Annotated in this window: 12 protein-coding genes; 8 read left to right on the top strand and 4 right to left on the bottom strand. The window is 64.5% G+C overall.

Annotated elements, in window-relative coordinates; genetic code table 11:
• Positions 1-32: 32 nt before the first annotated feature.
• Positions 33-1100 carry a LacI family DNA-binding transcriptional regulator gene (locus VC212_RS21765; protein WP_055854741.1) on the bottom strand — a complete coding sequence of 356 codons (1068 nt, stop codon included), beginning with the start codon at positions 1098-1100 and terminating at the stop codon, positions 33-35.
• Between the two features lie 176 nt (positions 1101-1276).
• Here VC212_RS21765 and VC212_RS21760 point away from each other — a divergent pair, with 176 nt between their 5' ends.
• The 6 genes from VC212_RS21760 to VC212_RS21735 all read left to right on the top strand — a co-directional run bounded on the left by VC212_RS21760 (position 1277) and on the right by VC212_RS21735 (position 12655).
• Positions 1277-3463 carry an alpha-glucuronidase family glycosyl hydrolase gene (locus VC212_RS21760; protein WP_193552649.1) on the top strand — a complete coding sequence of 729 codons (2187 nt, stop codon included), beginning with the start codon at positions 1277-1279 and terminating at the stop codon, positions 3461-3463.
• Positions 3460-5424 (top strand): sialate O-acetylesterase, encoded by a 1965-nt coding sequence (locus VC212_RS21755; protein WP_055854734.1) that lies wholly within the window; start codon positions 3460-3462, stop codon positions 5422-5424. Before VC212_RS21760 ends, VC212_RS21755 begins: the two co-directional genes overlap by 4 nt.
• Before the next feature lie 11 nt (positions 5425-5435).
• On the top strand, positions 5436-6695 hold the full coding sequence (gene manD, locus VC212_RS21750) for a D-mannonate dehydratase ManD (RefSeq protein ID WP_055854770.1): 1260 nt from the start codon (positions 5436-5438) through the stop codon (positions 6693-6695).
• Positions 6695-8401, top strand: coding sequence for a glycoside hydrolase family 43 protein (locus tag VC212_RS21745; RefSeq protein WP_323526921.1), 1707 nt, complete (start codon positions 6695-6697; stop codon positions 8399-8401). Before manD ends, VC212_RS21745 begins: the two co-directional genes overlap by 1 nt.
• Positions 8402-8403: 2 nt before the next feature.
• The gene (locus VC212_RS21740) at positions 8404-11091 is read left to right on the top strand and encodes a glycoside hydrolase family 3 C-terminal domain-containing protein (protein ID WP_323526920.1); all 2688 of its coding nucleotides are present in this window, start codon (positions 8404-8406) and stop codon (positions 11089-11091) included.
• A gap of 91 nt (positions 11092-11182) precedes the next feature.
• Complete coding sequence (locus VC212_RS21735; protein ID WP_323526919.1) at positions 11183-12655, top strand: mannitol dehydrogenase family protein; 1473 nt, start codon at positions 11183-11185, stop codon at positions 12653-12655.
• A 197-nt stretch (positions 12656-12852) separates the two neighbouring features.
• Here VC212_RS21735 and VC212_RS21730 read toward each other — a convergent pair whose 3' ends face one another.
• The gene (locus tag VC212_RS21730) at positions 12853-13242 is read right to left on the bottom strand and encodes a VOC family protein (RefSeq protein ID WP_115554983.1); all 390 of its coding nucleotides are present in this window, start codon (positions 13240-13242) and stop codon (positions 12853-12855) included.
• A gap of 49 nt (positions 13243-13291) precedes the next feature.
• Positions 13292-13705 carry a hypothetical protein gene (locus VC212_RS21725; RefSeq protein ID WP_115514711.1) on the bottom strand — a complete coding sequence of 138 codons (414 nt, stop codon included), beginning with the start codon at positions 13703-13705 and terminating at the stop codon, positions 13292-13294.
• A gap of 232 nt (positions 13706-13937) precedes the next feature.
• Here VC212_RS21725 and VC212_RS21720 point away from each other — a divergent pair, with 232 nt between their 5' ends.
• Positions 13938-14096, top strand: coding sequence for a DUF2256 domain-containing protein (locus VC212_RS21720; RefSeq protein ID WP_323526918.1), 159 nt, complete (start codon positions 13938-13940; stop codon positions 14094-14096).
• A 237-nt stretch (positions 14097-14333) separates the two neighbouring features.
• On the opposite strand, the gene VC212_RS21715 is transcribed toward VC212_RS21720, so the two are convergent.
• Positions 14334-15260: a DNA-binding protein gene (locus VC212_RS21715; protein WP_323526917.1), complete on the bottom strand. Its 927-nt coding sequence runs from the start codon at positions 15258-15260 to the stop codon at positions 14334-14336.
• A gap of 193 nt (positions 15261-15453) precedes the next feature.
• On the opposite strand from VC212_RS21715, the gene VC212_RS21710 reads away from it, so the two are divergent.
• On the top strand, positions 15454-16740 hold the full coding sequence (locus VC212_RS21710; RefSeq protein WP_323526916.1) for a kelch repeat-containing protein: 1287 nt from the start codon (positions 15454-15456) through the stop codon (positions 16738-16740).
• Positions 16741-16809 lie beyond the last annotated feature (69 nt).

Below are 16809 nucleotides of genomic sequence, written 5' to 3'. Positions count from 1 at the left end.
CTTGCAGCGACACCGTGGTGCGCTAGCCGCTTTTACTCGGCCGGGCCGATTGCGATCGGTGCGGCCACCGAATCCCGCTTGACCAGCAGGTGCGCGACCACATGATCGACCATCTTCGACGTGCGTTCCTTGGCGCGAATCGTCTTCAACAAGATGTCCAGCGCGGCATCGGCCATGGCGGCGATGGGCTGCTGCACGGTGGTGAGTTCGGGCCAGACGGCAGTGGCGGCGGAGGTGTCGTCGAAGCCAACGACCGACAGATCGCGTGGCACGTCCAGCCCACGCCGATGCGCCACCGAGATGGCCGCAGCGGCCATGTCGTCGTTGCTGGCGAAGATCGCGCTGGGACGGCGCTTGCGGGCCAGCAGTTTTTCGGCCGCCAGCAGACCCGAGCGGTAGGTGTAGTCGCCCGGTTGCACCAGATGCTTGTCCAGACGCAGCCCGGCTTGCGCAAGCGCGGCCTGAAATCCTTCGAAACGCCGCGTGCTGGCCGACAGATTGGGGTGTCCGGCGATATAGCCGATGCGGGTATGCCCCTGCTCGATCAGATGCTCGGTGATCTCCTTGGCCGCAGCAAATTCATCGATGCGCACACAGGCCACGTCGGGACTGAAATGATTGGACGCGATCACTACCACCGGCACCTTGGCGCGCACCAGTTCCAGCACCGCAGCACGGGATTCGCACAACGGCGGCGGCAGGATCACCCCGGCCACACCCTTGGCGAGTTTGCGCGCGGCCTTGCGTTCGGCATCGGCGTCCAGATCGTCCCAGCAGTCGATCACCAGCTGGATCGAAGTGCGCGAGGCGACTCGCAGCACGCCCAGCAGCAACTCGCGCAGATACGCGCCGCTGGGGTCGCTGTAGATCAGCGCAATGCGCGTGCTCTGCGCAGCGGCCAGCGCACTTGCGGCGAGGTTGGGTGTGTAGCCGAGTTTGTCGACCGCACGCATCACGCGCTCGCGGGTGGCATCGCGCACGCTGCCGTTATTGTTGACCACACGCGAAACGGTCATCGGCGACACCTTTGCCAGCGCCGCTACCTCGTCGATGGTGGTCGCGCGGCTGGTGCGGCGGACCGATTTCCTGACCTTCTCCAAGCGTGGCCTCTTCAAGTGCGAACGAACGTTGGCGGATGCATGCGTGTTGCTGCCGGTGCACGTGCAGCGGGTGCGGGCATGAGGATGCACGTCATGGTACCGGGAAGCAGACAGATCGGGGTGATGCGCGCAACCGCTGTTGCCGCATCCGAGCGTACGGCATGAGCGCTTGGCCGATGGGACGCACTCGCGCAAGCGTGCGTGCGTTGGCGCTGATGTGTCTGGTGCTGTTGGGCGCTGTGCTGCTACCGGCGGCACCGGTACAGGCCGAAGATGGCTACGAATTATGGTTGCGCTACCAGAGCGTGCGCGACGCCGCGCAGTTGCAGGCAAGCGCACGGACCTTGGTGGTTGCCGGCGATTCGCCCACCCTGCATGCGGCGCGCGATGAGCTGGCGCGCGGCGTGCAGGGCTTGCTCGGCCACGCGCTGCAGAGCGCTACCACGGTGACGGCCGATGGCGCACTCTTGCTAGGCGCCGCCAACGCACCGCAAATCGCCGCATTACAGCTGAAAACCGGCGATCTGGGCCGTGAGGGGTATCTGATCCAGACGGTGCGCGTGGATGGACATCGCGCCACCGCCATCGTGGGCGGCAGCGATGTCGGCGCGTTGTATGGCGCCTTTCATTTCCTGCGCCTGCTGCAGACCGGCCAACCGATCACCGCGCTGAACGTGCGCGAATCGCCGCGCTTGCAGCTGCGCATGCTCAACCATTGGGACAACCTGGATGGCGTGGTGGAGCGCGGCTATGCCGGTGCATCGTTGTGGAACTGGCAGACCCTGCCCGGCTACCTGGACCCGCGTTACACCGACTATGCGCGCGCCAACGCATCGCTGGGCATCAACGGAACCGTGCTCAACAACGTCAATGCCAAAGCCTGGAGCCTGACTCCGCAGTATCTGGACAAGGCCGCGGCGCTGGCCACGGTGTTTCGTCCCTACGGCATCCGCGTGTTTCTCAGCGCGCGCTTCAGTGCGCCGATCGAGATTGGCGGCCTGCACACCGCCGACCCGCTGGACCCGCAGGTGCAGCAGTGGTGGCGGACCAAGGCCGACGAGATCTACGCGCGCATTCCGGATTTTGGCGGGTTCCTGGTCAAGGCCAACTCCGAAGGCCAGCCCGGACCGCAGGATTACGGGCGCTCCCATGCCGATGGCGCAAACCTGTTGGCCGACGCGCTGGCGCCGCACGGCGGCGTGGTGATGTGGCGCGCGTTCGTCTATTCGCACGAGCAGCCGGACGACCGCGCCAAGCAGGCGTATAGCGAGTTCGTCCCGCTCGACGGCGCCTTCCGCGACAACGTGATCGTGCAGGTCAAAAATGGCGCGATCGACTTTCAACCGCGCGAGCCGTTTCATCCGTTGTTCGGCGCGATGCACAAGACACCGCTGATGCCGGAGTTTCAGATCACCAAGGAGTATCTGGGCTTTTCCACCCATCTGGCGTATCTGGGCACGCTGTTTGCCGAGACCCTGCAGGCCGATACCTATGCGCGCGGCAAGGGCTCGACGGTGGCAAAAACGGTGGACGGCACGCTATTCAACGCTGGCAAGCGTCCGCGCCTCACCGGCATTGCCGGCGTGGCCAATATCGGGGCGGATCGCAACTGGAGCGGCTCGCTTTTCGATCAGGCCAACTGGTACGCCTACGGGCGGTTGGCCTGGGATCCGGCGTTGTCGCCAGAGGCCATCGCGCAGGACTGGGTGCGCATGACCCTGTCCAACGACCCTGCGGTGGTAACACCGGTGGTCGGCATGATGCTGCGCTCGCGCGAGGCGGTGGTGGATTACATGACCCCGCTCGGGCTGCACCACCTGATGGGGCGCGGCCATCACTACGGGCCGGCGCCGTGGGATGCGGGCAGCGAGCGGCCGGATTGGGACCCGGTGTATTACCACCGCGCCGATCGCAACGGCATTGGCTTCGATCGCAGCGCCAGCGGCAGCAATGCGGTGGCGCAATACGCCGCGCCGGTGGCGCGTGTGTTCGGCGATATGCAGCGCGTGCCCGAGCAGTCCCTGCTGTGGTTCCACCATGTGCCGTGGGACCGGCGCATGGCCTCCGGGCGGCCGCTATGGGATGAGCTGGTGTGGCATTACGACCATGGCGTGGACGAAGTGCGTGCGATGCGTGCGACCTGGCAAGGCCTGGCAGGCAAGATCGATGCGCCGCGCTACCAGCAGGTGGGCGATTTTTTAGCCATCCAGCAGGACGAAGCACAGTGGTGGCGCGATGCCAGCATTGCCTATTTTCAGAGCGTCTCAGGGCGCGCATTGCCGGCCGGCGTGGTGCCGCCTGCGCATCCGCTGGCGTACTACCAGGCATTGAAATTTCCCTACGCACCAGGAAATCCGAAATGAGCACGCGCGTGATGACGACCCTGGCGGTGCTGCTGTCTGCGGCGATGCTATCCAACGCTGCGCAAGCTGCCGATGCACCGTTGCTGCATGCGCTCTTTCAAGATCATGTGGTGTTGCAGCGCGATGCACCGATCAAGGTCTGGGGCGATGCGGCGCCCGGCGCACGCGTCACCGTGCAGCTGGATGCGCAGCAGGTGCAGGCACGCGCCGACCGTGATGGCCATTGGCAGGCGCGCCTGCCTGCACACCCGGCCGGTGGTCCGTACCGTTTACAGGCGAGCACGCCCAACGGCACGACGCAGCAGGTGAGCGATGTAGTGATTGGCGATGTGTGGCTGTGTTCGGGCCAATCCAACATGGAATTGCAGGTACATCGCTCGCTGGATGCGCGCAGCGAAATTGCCGATGCCGATCACCCCAGCATCCGCATGTTCAAGGTGCCGGCGCAATCCAGCCCCACGCCACAGACACACTTCGGTGGCGAGGCGGCGTGGCAGCTCACCACGCCGGAAACGGTGAAGGACTTTTCTGCGGCGTGTTACTACTTCGCACGCGAATTGCAGAAGACCGTCGCGGTGCCGATGGGCTTGATCAACGCCTCGTGGGGCGGCTCGCAGATGCAGGCCTGGATCGGCGACAAGGCATTGCGTGCGGCAGGCGACGATGGTCCGGCGCTGGACGTGCTGGCGCGTTACGCCACCAACCCGACCGATGCCGCGCCGCGCTGGGGCACGTTGTGGGAAACCTGGTGGCGTGCGCATGGCGACGGCACACCATGGCAACCGGATGCGCCGGGCGCGTGGCAACCCGCTCCTGCGGCGCTGGGCGCATGGGACGACTGGGGCGTGCCGCAGCTGGTCGGTTTCAACGGCATGGTCTGGTACCGCACCACCATTGAGCTGACCGCAGCGCAGGCCGCGCAGGAAGCAACCCTGTTGCTGGGGCCGGTGGACGAGCTGGACCAGACCTGGGTCAATGGACGCGGCGTAGGCAGTAGTTACGGTGCCGATCAGCCGCGACGCTACACGCTGCCGCGTGGCCACCTGCATGCCGGGCGCAACAGCATCGTGCTCAACGTGCTCAACACCTATCGCCGTGGTGGATTGCTGGGCGATGCGTCATCGCGTGCACTGCAGTTTGGCGATGGCAGCACGTTGCCGCTGGATGCGCCCTGGCAGTACCAGATCGTGTCGCCGCAACTGGGCACACCGCCACGCGCGCCGTGGTCGTCGGCGGCCGGGCTGACCACCTTGTACAACGGCATGATCGCCCCGCTTGGCCAGCTCGGGCTGCGTGGCGTGCTGTGGTATCAGGGCGAATCCAATGCCGGCGACGCGGTGCATTACCCGGCGCTGCTGCAGGCGTGGCAGCGCGACTGGCGTGCACGCTTCGGCGCGCAGCTGCCGCTGCTGGTTGTGCAGCTGGCCAATTACGGCGCGCCGCCCACGCAACCTGCGGAGAGCGGCTGGGCGCAGTTGCGCGAGGCGCAGCGCCGCTTCGTTGCAGACGATGCGCATGCCGGCCTGGCAGTGGCCATCGACATCGGCGACCGCTACGACATCCATCCGGCCAACAAGCAGGAACTTGGGCGGCGCCTGGCGCGTGCAGCGCGGCATGTGGTGTATGGCGAGACGATTGCGCCGTCCGGCCCGGTGTCGCGCAGCGCACGTCGCGATGGCGACAGTATCCGCATCGCTTTCGACGACGTGGATGCGGCGTTGCTGAGTTATGGCAACGACGCGCCGATCGGCTTTGAAGTCTGCGCCGCGGCAGCCAACAGTTGCCGCTACACCAGCGCCACGCTGCAGGGCCGCGAAGTCAGCCTGCGCATTCCTTCCGGCATCACCGCAACGCGCGTGCGCTACTGCTGGGCCGACAGCCCAGTGTGCACGCTGTACGACCGCAGCGGCCTGCCCGCCGGTCCGTTCGAACTCCCCATCACTACCGCCTCTTCCCCATGAGCGAGACCACGATGTCACAGACCCCCGTCTCCCCTGCTCCGCTGCAAGGCTCAGCCCGCGATCGCGAGATCGTCGAGGCGCGCGTCATCGTCACCTGCCCGGGCCGCAATTTCGTCACCTTGAAGATCCGTACCCGCTCGGGCATCACCGGGCTGGGCGATGCCACGCTCAATGGCCGCGAGCTGGCGGTGGCGGCATATTTGCAGGAACACCTGGTGCCGAACCTGATCGGCCGCGACGCCGGCCGCATCGAAGACATCTGGCAGTTCTTCTATCGCGGTGCGTATTGGCGCCGTGGCCCGGTGACGATGAGCGCGATTGCCGCGGTGGACGTGGCGCTGTGGGACATCCTGGGCAAGATGGCCGGCATGCCGCTGTACCAGCTGCTTGGCGGGCGCTCGCGCGAAGGTGCGCTGGTCTACGGCCACGCCAACGGCCGCGATATCGCCGAAACCAGCGACGAAGTGGGACGCTTCCGCGAGATGGGCTTTATCGCCATCCGCGCCCAGTGCGGCGTGCCCGGCATCAAGAAGACCTATGGCATTTCCAGCGGCGGCAAGCCCTACGAGCCGGCCGAGAGCGAACTGCCCACCGAAACCGTGTGGTCCACGCCGCGCTATCTCGGTGTGGTGCCGAAACTGTTCGAACAACTGCGCAACGACCACGGCGATGAAATCGAATTGCTGCACGATGCGCATCACCGGCTCACACCGATCGAAGCCGCGCGCCTGGGCCGCGATCTGGAGCCGTACCGGCTGTTCTGGCTGGAAGATGCCACGCCTGCGGAAAACCAGCGCGCTTTCGAGATCATTCGCCAGCACACGGTGACGCCGCTGGCGGTGGGAGAAGTGTTCAATTCGATCTGGGACTGCAAGCACCTGATCGAGCAGCAACTGATCGACTACATCCGCACCACGATTGTCCACGCTGGCGGCATCACCCATGTGCGGCGGCTGGCGGATTTTGCCGCCCTGCATCAGGTGCGCACCGGCTTCCACGGCGCCACCGATCTGTCGCCGGTGTGCATGGGCGCGGCGCTGCACTTCGACACCTGGGTGCCCAACTTCGGCATCCAGGAGTACATGTTCCATTCCGACGAAGCCAATGCGGTGTTCCCGCACGACTACGTGTTCCGCGACGGGCGCCTGCATTGCGGCGAAACCCCAGGGCATGGCGTGGACATCGACGAAGAACTCGCTGCCAAGTATCCCTATGTGCCCAAGCAATTGCCGATTGCACGCCTGGAAGACGGCGCGATGTGGGACTGGTGATGCGCCTGTTGCCGGCAGCGCTTACTTTGCTGATGGCAGCGCTTGCGCCTGGTGTGGCGCAGGCGCAGGCCAGCGCCGCTATCACTGCCGATGTCGCCTTCGATTGGTTCGATTATCGCGGCGACGATGCGCTGTTCGCCACGCCGCTGGCAGCTGGTCAGTACCGCAATCCGATCCTGGCCGGCTTCTATCCGGACCCCAGCATCACCCGCGTGGGCGAGCGCTATTACCTGATCAATTCCACGTTTGCGTATTTTCCGGCGATCCCGGTGTTCGAGAGCCGCGATCTGGTGCACTGGACGCAGATCGGCCATGTGGTCGAGCGTGCCGACCAGCTCGACTACGACGGCCTGGGCGTCTCGCGCGGCATGTTCGCCGCCAGCATTCGGCATCACGACGGGCGCTTCTACGTGGTGGGCACGTCGGTGGACAGCGGCGGCAATTTCATCGCCAGCGCCGAACGCGCGTCCGGCCCCTGGTCGGCGCTCACATGGTTGCCGAGCATCGATGGCATCGACCCGTCGTTGTTCTTCGACACCGACGGCAGCGCGTATTTGCTCAACAACGGCCCACCGGAAGGTACACCGTTGTACGAAGGCCACCGCGCGATCTGGATGCAGCGCTTCGACATCGCCACCAATCAGCCCACCGGCCCGCGCAAGGTGCTGCTCAACGGCGGCGTTGACCTGGCCAGCAAGCCGATCTGGATCGAAGGACCGCACCTGTATCAACGCGACGGCTGGTACTACCTGTCATGCGCCGAGGGCGGCACCGGGCCGCAACATTCGCAGGTGGTGCTGCGCAGCCGCAACGTATGGGGGCCATATGCGCCCTCGCCGCACAACCCCATCCTCACCCAACGCGACCTGCCTGCCGAGCGTGCGCATCCGATCAGCAATGCCGGCCATGCCGATTTTGTCGAAGCACCCGACGGACAATGGTGGGCGGTGTTTCTGGCCAGCCGGCCGTATTCCGGCGAGCGCTATAACACCGGGCGCGAAACGTTCTTGTTGCCGGTGCAGTGGCGCGATGGCTGGCCGTCGATCCTGCCCGCCGGGTCGCCGATTCCCTCCATCGCCAACGCACCTGCTGGGGCAAAGTCGCCTGTCAATCAGGCACCGCTGTCCGGCAACTTCACCTGGCACGACGACTTCACTGCCGCCACCTTGCAGCGCGAATGGCTCAGCTTGCGCGTACCCAAACGCGCGGTGGCCGATACGCAGGCACGCGCCGGTTGGTTGACCCTGCATGCAACTACGCAGGGCCTGCAAGGCAGCGGCACGCCTGCGTTTGTGGCGCGTCGCCAGCAACACACGCGCTTTCATGCCAGCACCGCGCTGGCGGTGCCTACGCAGGCCGGCGTGCAGGCCGGGCTGGCCGCGTTCCAGAACGCCAACGCGTGGTATGCGCTGGGCGTGCGCCGCGACGGCGCTGCACTGGAAGTGTTTGTCGACAAGCGCGACGGCGCCACCACCACCACGCTGGCGCGTACCCGCATCCCGGCCACCACCACGCAGCTGCGGCTGCAGATCAGTGGCGATGGTGGCGCGTACAGCTTCGACTACGACGCCACCGGCGCCGGCTGGCAATCGCTGCGCCGCGACGACGACGCCGGCATGCTCAGCACCGCACAGGCCGGCGGCTTCGTCGGCAGCATGATCGGGCCCTTCGCCCGGTTGGAACCGGACCGCACCAAGGAGGACTGACCATGCTTTCGCACCCTGCCCGTTTCACCACCGGCCCGCGCCGCGCCCTGGTCGCCGGCCTGCTGCTGGCGATTGCCGTCGCAAGCACTACTACCCAGGCGGCCACACCGCCGCCGTATCTGGACACCCAACTGCCGTTCGAGACGCGCGCCGCCGACCTGGTGTCGCGCATGACGCTGGACGAAAAAGCCGCGCAGATGCAGAACGCCGCGCCGGCCATCCCGCGCCTGCAGGTGCCCGCCTACGATTGGTGGAACGAAGCGCTGCACGGCGTGGCGCGCGCCGGTGGCGCCACGGTGTTTCCGCAGGCCATCGGGCTGGCCGCCACTTTCGATACCCCGCTGATGGCCGAGGTCGCCACCGCGATCAGCGACGAAGCGCGCGCCAAACATCACGCCTTTCTGGCGCGCGGCGAGCACAAGCGCTACCAAGGGCTCACGTTCTGGTCGCCCAACATCAACATCTTCCGCGACCCGCGCTGGGGCCGCGGCCAGGAAACTTACGGCGAAGATCCGTTTCTCACCGCGCGCATGGGCGTGACCTTCGTGCAAGGCCTGCAGGCGCAGCAGGGCGCATATCGCAAGCTCGATGCCACCGCCAAGCACTACGCGGTGCACAGCGGCCCGGAAGCCGACCGCCACCACTTCGACGTACATCCCAGCGAACGCGATCTGTATGAGACCTACCTGCCGGCATTTCAGGCCTTGGTGCAGGAAGGCCATGTGGCCGCGGTGATGGGCGCCTACAACCGCGTCAACGGCGAGTCCGCCTCGGCCAGCACGCGGCTGGAAGGCATCCTGCGCAACGACTGGGGCTTCGATGGCTATATCGTCAGCGACTGCGCGGCGATCCGCGACATCTGGCAGAACCACAAGATCGTGCCCACGCCAGAGGCTGCTGCCGCATTGGGCGTCAAACACGGCACCGACCTGGATTGCGGCGACACCTATGCGGCATTGCCCAAGGCAGTGCGCGCCGGGTTGATCGACGAAGCCACCATCGATACCTCGCTCAAGCGCTTGATGATCACGCGCATGCGCTTGGGGATGTTCGACCCACCGGCCAAGGTGCCCTGGGCGCAGATTCCCGCATCGGCCAATCAATCGCCGCAGCACGATGCACTGGCACGCCGCACCGCGCGCGAATCGCTGGTACTGCTGAAAAACAATGGCCTGCTGCCGCTCAAATCCACGCTCAAACGCATCGCCGTGGTCGGCCCCACCGCCGATGACCCGATGTCGCTGCTGGGCAATTACTACGGCACGCCTGCCGCGCCGGTCACCATCCTGCAGGGTATTCGCGATGCGGCGCCACAGGCGCAGGTGGTGTATGCACGCGGCAGCGATCTGGTGGAAGGACGCGAAGACCCCAATGCTGCCGCGCCGATCGACGCGCGTTATCTGCGTCCAGCCGCCGATGCCAAACAAAACGGATTGACCGGTGAGTACTTCAAGGGACGCAGCTTGACCGGGCAACCGGTGCTCACTCGCATCGACCCGCGTATCGCGTTCCGCTGGGACCGCAATGCGCCGACCGACGACGCGCTGGGCCGTGGCGAACTGCAGCCCGGGCAGGCCTTGGATAAAGATAATTTCAGCGTGCGTTGGCACGGCCAGCTGTTGCCGCCGGTCACCGGCGATTACGAACTGCAGATCGCTGCCGATGATGGCGTGCGGCTATCGCTGGATGGCAAGTTGCTGATCGACCAGTGGAGCGATGCACCGCGCATGCGCAGCGGCAACGCCAGCGTGCACCTGGAAGCCGGCAAGGCCTACGACCTGCGCGTGGAGTATTACGAAGCCACCCGCGATGCCGGGGTGCGTCTGGCCTGGCGCATGCCCGGCGCCAAACCACCATTGCAGGAAGCCGTGGACGCCGCGCGTAACGCGGAGGTGGTGGTGTTCGTCGGCGGGCTCACTGGCGATGTCGAAGGCGAAGAGATGGACGTCAACTACCCCGGCTTTGCCGGTGGCGACCGCACCGACACCCGCCTGCCCAAACCGCAGCGTGACTTACTGCAGGCATTGCAGGCCACCGGCACCCCGGTGGTGATGGTGCTGACCACCGGCTCGGCACTGGCCATCGATTGGGCGCAGCAACACATTCCCGCAATTCTGCTGGCCTGGTATCCCGGCCAACGCGGCGGCAGCGCGGTGGGCGATGTGTTGTTTGGTCAAGCCAATCCCGGCGGTCGCCTGCCGATCACGTTCTACAAGGAAAACGAGCGCTTGCCGGCCTTCGATGATTACGCCATGCGCGGCCGCACCTATCGCTATTTCAACGGCACACCGCTGTACCCGTTCGGCCATGGCCTGTCGTACACGCAATTTGCGTATTCGAACCTGCGCCTGGATCGCAACACCGTCGCAGCCGATGGCACGCTACGCGCCAGCATGACCCTGAAAAACACCGGTCAACGTGCGGGTGACGAAGTGGTGCAGCTCTACCTGCACCCACTCGCACCGCAACGCGAACGTGCCGGCAAGGAGCTGCGCGGCTTCCAGCGCATCACCCTGCAACCGGGCGAACACCGCGAGGTGAGCTTCACCATCACCCCACAGACCGACCTGCGTATCTACGACGAGCAGCGCAAGTCGTACGCCGTGGATCCGGGCACGTATGAAGTGCAGATTGGTGCCTCCAGCAGCGACATCCGCGCCAAAAAAGCCTTCACCATCGACAAAAAGTAATGCATTCGCCCCTCTCCCACCGGGAGAGGGGTTGGGGTGAGGGTACGGCCCCAAGCACCCTCTCCAGGCAACACGTCTCGCAGAAACCCATATGCCAACGCCACGCTTGTCACGCAGCACACTCGCCGCGCTACCGCACACTGTCATCACCCCTGGCTACGACACTGCAGCCACCACCATCGGTATCGTGCATCTGGGCGCCGGCGCATTTTTTCGCGCGCATCAGGCGGTCTACATCGATGACCTGCTTGCCACCGACCCAAGTTGGGCCATCAGCGCCGTCTCGTTGCACAGCCCGCAGGTGCGCGACGCTTTGCGTCCGCAGGATGGTCTCTACACACTCGCCCTGCTCGACGAGACGCCGCAGCTGCGCGTCATCGGCTCCATTCGCGAAGTGTTGTGCGCTGCGGACGAACACGCCGCCGTGCTCGCACGCCTCGCCGACCCAGCGGTGCGCCTGGTCACGCTCACCATCACCGAAAAAGGCTACTGCCTGGCGGGCGACACGCTGGATCTGAGCCACCCCGACATCGTGCACGACATCGCCAGCCCTGCCACACCCCGCAGCGCCATCGGCTATCTGGTGGCCGGCCTGCAACAGCGCATGCAGCGCGGCATCGCACCGTTCACCGCACTGAGTTGCGACAACCTGGCCGACAACGGCAGCCTGCTGCGTCGCGCGGTGGTGACGCTTGCAGGCCAGCACGATCCCGCGCTTGCAGCCTGGATCGACCAGCACGTCAGCTTTCCGCGTTCGATGGTCGACAGCATCACCCCTGCCACCGACGATGCGGTGCGCCAGCAGGTGCAGGCGCAGCTCGGTCAGTCCGACGCATGGCCTATCCAGCGCGAGCGTTACACCCAGTGGGTTGTCGAAGATCGCTTCTGCAATGGTCGTCCTGCGCTGGAGCGCGTCGGTGTCGTACTGAGCGACGACATCGCCGGTTACGCGCGCGCCAAGCTGCGCCTGCTCAATGCACCTCACTCCGCACTGGCCTACCTGGGCAGTCTGCTGGGGCGAGACACCGTGGCCGACGCCATGCGTCAGCCGCCACTGGCAGCTTTTGTCGAAGCACTGATGCGCGAGGACATCGCCCCCACCCTGCAGCCCATGTCGGGCTTCGACGCGCAGCGCTACAGCGATGCCATCCTTGCGCGGTTCCGCAATCCCGCCATCCGCCATCTATTGGCACAGATCGCCTGGGACGGCTCGCAAAAACTTCCCGTGCGGCTGCTCTCCACGATCGGCGACGCGCTCGCTGCAGGCCAACCGATCGATCGCCTCTGCCTGCCGCTGGCCGCGTGGCTGCAGTTCGTTCGCAGGCAGACGCACAATGGCACTGCGCTGATCGACCCCTTGAGCGAGGCGCTCAGCGCGCTGGGACGAGAAGCAACCGGCGATGCCGGCCACGATATCGCCTTGTTTCTCAAGCTGGATGTCGTGTTCGCAGTCTTGTCTGCAGATGTGCGGTTTTCTGCAGCGCTGACTACCGCATATGCAGCGCTGGGTGCCGCGACACCGCACGACGTGGAGAAAGCGCTTGTCGCAATGCGTGTTATCTAGCGGAGAGTTAGGCGCGATTTCGGCGACGATGTCTCGGCCACCTGTTTGAACGCGGTGCAATGCCCAATGCGCCACCGCCTGACGCGATGGCAGATCAGCGGGCATACAATCTAACGCGGCACCAGCGTCAGCATTGCAGTCGAGCGCTGTCGACGGGAGTCGAATCCGATGCTCCAGCGTCGTCAATCCCTGCCCGGTCACCCGGCTGCAATGACCTGACCAATCCGCAGCAGATTGCCGCTCTCATCCACAATCGCAAACTCGCGCATGCCCCAGGGCTTGTCGCCCACCGGGTCGATCCGCGGAATACCGCGCTGCGGAAGTGCCGCCGACTGCATCGCTGCGTAGATCTCATCCACATCACCCACCCGCAGATAGCAGCCCGCATAACAGGCGGCCGGGTCGAGATCCGGATGCGCAAAGAAATGCAGCTCCACAGCGCCACGCCGCATGATCGCGTATCCCGCATCATGCGGATGCGCATCGCCCTCAAAGCCGAGCCGCCGATAGAACGTCAGCGTCTGCGCAATCGAGCGGCTGGGCAGGATTGGGATGGTTTGGTCAACTACGTTGCTCTGGGTGCTCATCGTGGACTCCTGCCTGCAGATGATCGGCGTTCAAACGCCAGTGGTTGCTTTAACCTACTGCGACCTGACGCCTGGATTCTGAAAGATGTATCAGTACCAGCGCAAGCAGCGCCAGGAAGCTCAACTCCCACACATAGAACGCCACACCGACGTGATCGATCAGCACCTCGTGCCCGGCTTCGTTCTTTGCAAACTTCGTGGCACGAAAGGTGTCCAGCCCGATGAGGCAAGCCGACAGCATCAAGGCCGACGCCATCCGGTACATCTTGAGGAAATAGCAGGGCCAGGCGATGAAAAACAGCGGATTGCTCATCCAGGCAACGCATTGACCGTCGAAGACCTGCATCCAGCCGAACAGCAGGATGACCAGACCGCCGATGTCATCTCCTCCTCCATGCAGCACGGGAAGGCATAGCGCGACAAGGTAGAGAAGCGCTGACGACACGAGGAGGAATAGCTTCACACACGTCCCTATCTTGAAATGATGCACAGCGGCTGTGTTGTGCGGCAGCATCTGCGCTGGAAGATTGGCCTGCACTATATCAAGGCAGGTGATCTTGGATTTCGGACCGACACGTCCGCGATGAATCTGAGGCACGCCAGGCGAGACGCATCACGTATGGGTTTCGGCGCTGCGTGTCGCTGTGACATGCTCGACCTCCGTGTTCACGACGACATGCGTTACCACCATCGACATGGCAATGAAAAAAAAGCAGGATCTGCCGGAGAAGGTTTGCCTGCAATGCGGGCGGCCATTCCGTTGGCGCAAGAAGTGGGAGAAGGTCTGGGACGAGGTGAAATACTGCTCGGACCGATGCCGCGGCGATAGCAAGCGGCACCGATCCGTGCCCTAGCGCGGCTGGCAGGCCGCGTGCGCTGTCGGCGAACAGGCAGGGTCGGTGCTCGGATCGGTATGCCGCATACGGCCGCTGAAGGTGCGCCGCGCCGAGCCCGCCATTAATGCCCAGGTGACGATTGCTGGCAACGCTTGCCGGCCGCCTGGCTTGATAAGGCCGCAACGCTACTCCGCTGCGGCCACGCTTCTGACGCTGACGCAGCGTGACCCGATGGCGGATATCCGCTGGCTTTGGCTATTTCTTTGCCACCGCTTTCTTCGTGGTGCCCGACTTAGTCGCACGCTTGGTGCTGCTGCGCTTGCTGGCCACTGCCATATTGTCGACCAGGTTCGGATACGGCCGGCCGGCTGCCTTGGCGCGCTTTTTGGCTTTGGCTTTCTGGGTAGAGGACAGCGACGTTGAGGCCGACTTTTTGACCGGATTGGGCTTGGTCCAAGGCGCGGCCTTTTTCGTGCCGCTCGTCTTTGCACTACGCGCAGTACCACGTTTCTTTGCAACGCGGTTGCGAGTGTCAGCCTTTTTAGTCGCCACCTTCTTGGCTGCTGTCTTCTTGCTGGCTGTCTTCTTGCTGGCTGTCTTCTTGCTGGCTGTGTTCTCGCTTGATTTCCTTGCAACCTTCTTCACGACAGAACCCGCGTCGCTCTTTTTGCCAGCTACTTTCTTACTTGCCGTCGTTTTAGTGGCGGCCTTCTTCGCTACGGCCTTCTTGCCGGTCTTTTTAGGTGCGCCTTTCTTGGCTGCGCTTGTCTTGGTCGCTGCCTTCTTGCCTGCGGCAGCGGTACCGCTGGTTCTCCGCTTCGATGGGGTGGCCGTCTTGGTGGTGGCTTGCGCGTCCAGCTGTCGCAACACCCGCTCTGCCCAGCGTTGCCCGGCATCGCCGCCCCACAGCAGCCAGGCGATGTAGCCGGCCGAAGGTGCCTTGGCATCTGCCCAGCCCTTGCCCTGCTTGTCCACGCTGTGACGTGCGAAGTAAGAATGCATGCGCCGTATCGTCTGTGCAGATAGCGACTGTTGCGCGGACAGATCGCGTGCCCGCGCCACACCAATCGCGGTGCCGCCACGCCCATGCTGCTCACGTAGCTTCAGGCCGCGTGCGGCCGCCTGCGCGACATTCTTTGGCGGTGAGAGATCAACCGTGTGCGTCGTAGCGGTGCGCGCCATGCGAAGAGTCCTGACAGGAAGCGTGACCGGTAGTGTTCGCATCTGCGATGCAGCCTACGTGAAGACGTGTAGCGGTCGATTATCGTTGACCTGTCTGTGCTACATGCGCTGCAGCGACTGCCCGCGCAACGCCAATCAATTAATCGTCGAAGAATGACGCGTACTCCCTAGTGCCATGCGTCGGTGCTGCGCGATGACCCAGCAGATCAGCCGAGGATTGCCGCAAGCCTGCGGTGCACCGCGTATGTCGTCGATTGAATGGCAGCCGCCTGAAGCGGCGACGCGAACCCGCGCTGCTGCATGCTCGCGAAAGGTTGACCACGTCGAATTACCCATCGAACCGCGATTGATCATCTATGGATCAGCCTGCTCACAGCGAAGACGTGGCATCGTCGTGTCGATACACTCGATCACACGTTGTCATCGGAGGGAACATGCCTTGAAACTGTCAGCACTCGCCGTCATCACCGCCGTCGCGTTCGCCGCGCCGCTCCTTGCACTGCCGGTCGAGGACGCGTGTGCTGTAGAGCGGGCATCGCACAATCAGATCGGTGCAAGCGAGAGTTGGAAACAGATCCACGCCGATACCACACCGCATGCACGTCACGAAAACAGCATGGTTGCCATCGGCGAGCGGTTGTATCTGATCGGCGGGCGCGACCAGCGGCCCTTGGATATCTTCGACACCCGAACACGTCGCTGGTCGCAAGGCAGTGCGCCACCGCTGATGGTGAGCCACGCGCAAGCAGTGGTGGTGTCGGGCAAGCTGTATTTTGTAGGCGGATTTACCGGCGATTACCCGGAGGAAGCCTCGCTGACCCACCTGCTGATTTACGATCCGCAGACCGACACCTGGCAGGTGGGACCAGAGATTCCCGCACACCGTCGGCGTGGCGCGGCAGGCGCAGTTGCGCATGAGGGCGTGCTGTATTTGGTGGGCGGCAACACGCGCGGGCACATGAGCGGCTATGTGCCGTGGCTGGACGCCTTCGATACCAAGACCCAGCAGTGGACGCAGCTGGCCGACGCGCCGCACGCACGCGACCATTTTCATGCGGCAGTGATCGACGGCAAGCTGTATGCCGCCGGTGGGCGCAGGTCTGCGCATGAAAGCGGCAACACCCTGGCGCAGACGATTCCGGAAGTGGACATCTACGATATTCAACGCGGCACATGGTCAGTCGCGCCGGCGGCCTTACCGACACAGCGTGCGGGCACCGCCGCCATCGTGCGCAATGGCCAGCTGCTGATCATCGGTGGCGAGAGTATGCGTCAGGTCAAAGCGCACGACGAGGTAGAAGCCTACGACCCGGCTAAATCTACTTGGACAGCGCTGGCCGCACTTCCGCAAGGGCGTCACGGCACCCAGGCCGCAGCAGTCGGCGACGATCTCTACATCGTTGCGGGCAGCGGCAACCGGGGTGGTGGGCCGGAGTTGGATGATGTGTTGATGTTGGGTGACGCAGAAGCCATGCGCTAAGCAGCGTGGGCGACAGCCGAGTCGAATCGCAGGAGTGGCTTGAAGGGAAAGCGACTTGTCATGCAGGGC

This window comes from Xanthomonas sp. WHRI 8932A, assembly GCF_035012785.1.
GTDB lineage: Bacteria > Pseudomonadota > Gammaproteobacteria > Xanthomonadales > Xanthomonadaceae > Xanthomonas.
This window is presented reverse-complemented; position numbering and strand designations above follow the sequence as displayed.

Coding starts and splice junctions, on each gene's coding strand:
- VC212_RS21760 (WP_193552649.1), top strand. CDS start 1,277: ATGGGACGCACTCGCGCAAGCGTGCGTGCGTTGGCGCTGATGTGTCTG.
- VC212_RS21755 (WP_055854734.1), top strand. CDS start 3,460: ATGAGCACGCGCGTGATGACGACCCTGGCGGTGCTGCTGTCTGCGGCG.
- manD (WP_055854770.1), top strand. CDS start 5,436: ATGTCACAGACCCCCGTCTCCCCTGCTCCGCTGCAAGGCTCAGCCCGC.
- VC212_RS21745 (WP_323526921.1), top strand. CDS start 6,695: ATGCGCCTGTTGCCGGCAGCGCTTACTTTGCTGATGGCAGCGCTTGCG.
- VC212_RS21740 (WP_323526920.1), top strand. CDS start 8,404: ATGCTTTCGCACCCTGCCCGTTTCACCACCGGCCCGCGCCGCGCCCTG.
- VC212_RS21735 (WP_323526919.1), top strand. CDS start 11,183: ATGCCAACGCCACGCTTGTCACGCAGCACACTCGCCGCGCTACCGCAC.
- VC212_RS21730 (WP_115554983.1), bottom strand. CDS start 13,242: ATGAGCACCCAGAGCAACGTAGTTGACCAAACCATCCCAATCCTGCCC.
- VC212_RS21720 (WP_323526918.1), top strand. CDS start 13,938: ATGGCAATGAAAAAAAAGCAGGATCTGCCGGAGAAGGTTTGCCTGCAA.
- VC212_RS21715 (WP_323526917.1), bottom strand. CDS start 15,260: ATGGCGCGCACCGCTACGACGCACACGGTTGATCTCTCACCGCCAAAG.
- VC212_RS21710 (WP_323526916.1), top strand. CDS start 15,454: ATGACCCAGCAGATCAGCCGAGGATTGCCGCAAGCCTGCGGTGCACCG.